Below are 4,514 nucleotides of genomic sequence, written 5' to 3'. Positions count from 1 at the left end.
TTTAGCTTAGGGATAGAGGGTATTGCAGTTTACCCATTCCGAGTAACACCGGGAAAAGTGGCTTGAGGACATTTGTCCATAAAGTTACTAACTGTCTATAGGGAAATTACTCAATACCCTCAAAGTACATTCAACCCCAGTTTTTTCTGTAATTATTAGTCCAGATGGTCAGACTGTCCTGAGTGGCGGTAGAGATACTACTATCAAGATTTCCCATATAGAGATGGGACAATTAGTGCAAGTCCTCAAAGGTCATTCTTACTTGGTTTACTCCCTTGCCATTTGTCCAAAGCAGCAGATTTTAATCAGTGGTAGTGCAGACAATACGATTAAGCTGTGGAATTTGAAGAGTAGAAAACTGCTGCAAACTATCAACGGGCATTCAGGTTGGGTGACTTGTGTCGCCATTAGTCCTGATGGACAAATTTTAGCTAGTGGCAGTTATGACCAGACTATCAAGTTATGGAATATCAACACAGGTAAGCTAATTAACACACTTGCCGGACATCATAATTATGTTTGGTCGATCGCTTTTAGCCCCGATGGTCGGCATCTCGCTAGTGGTAGTGCAGATCATACTGTGAAACTATGGGATATTAACACGGGACAAAATCTTTACACTCTCAGCAACCATTCAGATTGGGTTTATTCTGTCGCTTTCAGTCCTAATGGCAAAACTTTGGTTAGTGGTAGTCGAGACAGGACAATCAAGCTTTGGCGATGCGATATCTAACAAGAAATTAAAAATTTAAATGATTTCAGTAAATTGCTAAATTTTCTCTTTATCCATCAGATAACAGCTTAATAGCATTATTTTTGACATACCATTTTTTGAGACTAAGTGTTAACTCCCTAAAGATAGAGTTACTTGCTGAGCACAGAGGTTATGCTGAGAATTACCAATAATGAGGTAGCAAATGAAACTCAATATTTATCAGCAACATACATTTTTCACCTCATTAAAACCTCTTGTTTTTAGAAAGCTTTAGTTTTTCAATATTATATCGAGGAGTGAAATCAACAGCTATGTCTATTCCCAATGAACCCGAAAGCGAAAATACTGAACTCAAGCAAGAATCTTACAGTGATACTAATGGTAATACTCACACCCACGTAACACGAACTAGTGAAACACTGAAGAACAATATAGCTAATCCCAACTCTTACCAAAAAGGTTACGTACAAGGTCGAAATACTGAGCATACCAATCAGCAAGCTGATTTAGCCGAGCGTGATAATAACAATGCTAATGGTGGTTTGGTGTTGGGTATTATTATTACTTCCGTGCTTGCTTTGGTCATAGGTGGGGTCTGGTATTTCAGCCAGCAGAATAACGCACCGGTTAACAATATTGTCCCAGTCGCGGTTCCTGTACCGAGTAAGAGTAGTTCAACCCCTAGTGCATCTCCTCAACCACGAACGACAATGATCGAAAGAACCAGAGAAATACCTGTTGTTGTTCCTGTTCCTGTTCCACAACAGCAGGTCACACCTTCATCTCCACCTCGCCAACCGAATATTAACATTACTGTTCCACCCCAGCAGCCTGCGGCAGAAAAAGCACCTGTAACTCAGCCAACCCCGAAAGCGACACAAACTCCGACGACCAGTCCAACCAGCATTACTCCGACTTCGCACAACAAGGAGGATACTTCTACTAATACTGTCGCTCCAGGTACGAAAAGTGATACCTCTAAAACCACTCCACCTCAATGAGTAGGTTAGTCAAACAATAGACTGCATAAATCAAAAAAAGAACCCTACCCCGCCTTTGACTTACGTCAAATTCTCCCCTAAAAGCCTGCTCTTAGGGGCTGGGGGTGGGGTATTAGGGACTTTTGCAAGAGGTCTAATATTTCGGAATTCTTGCCATAAATTAAGGGTATTGATATGGGATTGAAAGCGTTTTTGGTAACGAGTGACAACCAAGAAATAGAAATCCCCCAGCATTACCGTAAAAGCGAGAAGAAACTGAAACGGCTACAGCGTCATTTATCCCGCAAAAACAAAGGGTCAAATCGTCGCAAGAAAGCTATTAAACGTGTTGCCAAGACTCATTTAAAAGTCGCTAACCAGCGCAAAGATTTTCACTACAAAACTGCAATATGGTTATTAAATCAATCCCAGGCAAGCACTGAGCGTTCGCGTAGCGTCTCGGAGAGAAGCCGAAGTGTTATTGCCCATGAAAATCTAAATATCAAAGGACTAGCAAAGTCAATGCTTGCTAAGTCCGTAAACGATGCCGGGTGGGGTCAATTTCTGCAAATTCTAAATACCAAGGCTGCAAGTGCTGGGTGTTTGGTGATTGCTGTAAATCCTAATGGCACAAGTCAAGAATGTTCTGATTGTGGCGCGACAGTTCCGAAAACATTGGCCGATAGGTGGCACAACTGCTTATGTGGTGCTAGTTATTGCCGTGATCATAATGCGGCGCGAAATATAAAACACAGGGCGGCGGGGCATCCCGTCCTTCAAAGCTCAGGAAATGTCCCACGGGTTGCCGGGAGTCACTGAGAAGCCTGCGCTGTCCCGAAGGGCAGCGTCAGGAGTATGTCACTTAATTAAAAATTTCAGAATTATTAATCACTAATTAAGGTAATTACAGTCACTTCGGGCGGACAAAATAAGCGTCCTGGTTTATAAGTTCCTAAACCCCGATTGACATATAGTTGATTTTTTTCTACCTTGTGAAACCCTTGCGCCCACTCCCAATATCGCACTACTTTAGAACAGTCTCCCAGGAAAAATGTTACCCAACGCCGTAATTTTTTGGGAATTTGTTTGAGGAGCTTTTTATAATAGAATACTACAGGGCCAATGCCCGGAATGACGATGTGACCACCGTGGGTATGACCAGATAGTTGCAAATCTACGCGCCATTGTTGTAATATCTTGGCTGTATCTGGGTTATGAGATAAAACGATGCGGGGTGTAACCGAGTCTAGTTGATTCATGACTGGTGCGGGCTGGAATTCCCGTGACCAATAATCAGCTAGTCCTACCAATGGTAATTCTTTTCCTAATGGATAGGCGATTTCATTCCAAAGTACATGCACCCCAATGCTAGTTAAGGCTTGTGTAACTTCTGCTTTTGAGTGGCTGTAATAGATATCGTGATTACCAAGTACGGCGTAGATACCATAGCGACTTTGTAGATGTTTGAGTCGAAGTACCAATTGGTGAATCGGCGTGGGATCGTCAGTTACGTAGTCACCAGTTAATAGAATTAAATCTGGTTCAGCTTCGTTAGTAAGTGCGATCGCTTTTTCTAACATATCTTCCGACAGCCGCAAACCATCGTAGTGAAAATCTGACAACTGCACTAACGTTGTACCTTGTAAAGATGCTGGAAGTTCCGCAATCTTAACCGTTATTTTATCTACTCTTAAATGTCCCGTAAACAACCAATGCATAAGGCAACCGATACTCCTCATACCAGCGTTTACAGCTTACCAAAAATTAAAATACAACTTGAGTAACTGCAATAATTTATGTCACAGACTCCAAATACAATTAACTAATTGATTTATTTGAAATCGCTGAATTTAGTTATCGGGTTTTCCTTCTGCTTTCTCATTCAGCTTGTAGCGTGATTATAGTAACTTCTGGGCGGCAAAATAAACGTCCTGGGAGGTAAGTTCCCAAACCCCGATTGATATATAGCTGATTTTTTCCTAGCCGATGGAAACCCTGTGCCCATTCCCAATGGCTGACTACAGAAACATTGACTTGGAAAAAGGGGACTAGACGCCGCAGTTTTTTGGGTATTTTTTTTACAAGCTTTTCGTAAAAGAACGCCATAGGGCCAATTCCGGGAATCACGATTTGACCACCGTGAGTATGACCAGATAATTGTAAATCGACTCGCCAGGATTGTAATATCTCTGCTGTATCTGGGTTGTGGGATAAAACGATGCAGGGTGTGTCGGGGTTTAGCTGGTTCATGACTGGTACAGGATTAAATTCCCGTGACCAACTATCGGCCAGTCCAACAAGTGGCAATTCTTTTCCTAGTGGATAGGCAATTTCGTTCCAAAGTACATGAATTCCAATGCTAGTTAACGCTTGTGTAACTTCTGCTTTTGCATGTCTGTAATATATATCGTGATTGCCAAGAACAGCATATATACCACTGCGACTTTGCAGATGTTTGAGTCGAAGTGCCAGTTGGTGAATCGGCGTGGGATCGTCAGTTACGTAGTCACCAGTTAATAGAATTAAATCTGGTTTAGCTTCGTTAGTAACTGCGATCGCTTTTTCTAACATATCTTCCGATAGTCGCAAACCATCGTAGTGAAAATCTGACAACTGCACCAGTTTCTTACCTTGTAAGGATGCAGGCAACCCTGCAATGTTAACCGTCAATTCTTCTGTACTCAACGGCCCAGATAACAACCAATGCATAAGACGTTTAATAAACCTTAATCATAGCGCTTACAGCTTAACTGAACATTGTCGCTTTGTGTGTAGCGACTAATGCAACTTATTGAAAATTTCATAAAAGTTGGAAATTT

At 41.8% G+C, this 4,514-nt stretch carries 5 protein-coding genes and 1 pseudogene; 4 read left to right on the top strand and 2 right to left on the bottom strand.

Annotated elements, in window-relative coordinates; translation table 11 throughout:
* Positions 1-91: 91 nt before the first annotated feature.
* The 4 genes and pseudogenes from ACYTXL_RS31295 to ACYTXL_RS31280 form a co-directional block, all read left to right on the top strand.
* Positions 92-199, top strand: a pseudogene (locus ACYTXL_RS31295) (hypothetical protein); the annotation flags it as partial.
* Positions 200-223: 24 nt separating this feature from the next.
* The gene (locus tag ACYTXL_RS31290; protein WP_461928022.1) at positions 224-733 is read left to right on the top strand and encodes a WD40 repeat domain-containing protein; all 510 of its coding nucleotides are present in this window, start codon (positions 224-226) and stop codon (positions 731-733) included.
* Between the two features lie 293 nt (positions 734-1,026).
* Complete coding sequence (locus ACYTXL_RS31285) at positions 1,027-1,716, top strand: hypothetical protein (protein WP_461928021.1); 690 nt, start codon at positions 1,027-1,029, stop codon at positions 1,714-1,716.
* A gap of 174 nt (positions 1,717-1,890) precedes the next feature.
* Positions 1,891-2,514, top strand: a complete 624-nt coding sequence (locus ACYTXL_RS31280) for an RNA-guided endonuclease InsQ/TnpB family protein (protein WP_461928020.1) — start codon at positions 1,891-1,893, stop codon at positions 2,512-2,514.
* A gap of 65 nt (positions 2,515-2,579) precedes the next feature.
* Here the strand turns inward: ACYTXL_RS31280 and ACYTXL_RS31275 are convergent, their stop codons facing one another.
* Both ACYTXL_RS31275 and ACYTXL_RS31270 read right to left on the bottom strand, forming a co-directional pair.
* On the bottom strand, positions 2,580-3,413 hold the full coding sequence (locus ACYTXL_RS31275; protein WP_461928019.1) for a metallophosphoesterase: 834 nt from the start codon (positions 3,411-3,413) through the stop codon (positions 2,580-2,582).
* Positions 3,414-3,573: 160 nt separating this feature from the next.
* On the bottom strand, positions 3,574-4,404 hold the full coding sequence (locus ACYTXL_RS31270) for a metallophosphoesterase (protein ID WP_461928018.1): 831 nt from the start codon (positions 4,402-4,404) through the stop codon (positions 3,574-3,576).
* Between the last annotated feature and the right edge of the window lie 110 nt (positions 4,405-4,514).

Source organism: Nostoc sp., from assembly GCF_054880495.1.
Note: the sequence above shows the minus strand (reverse complement) of the source record. Positions and strands in the feature narration are given on the sequence as shown.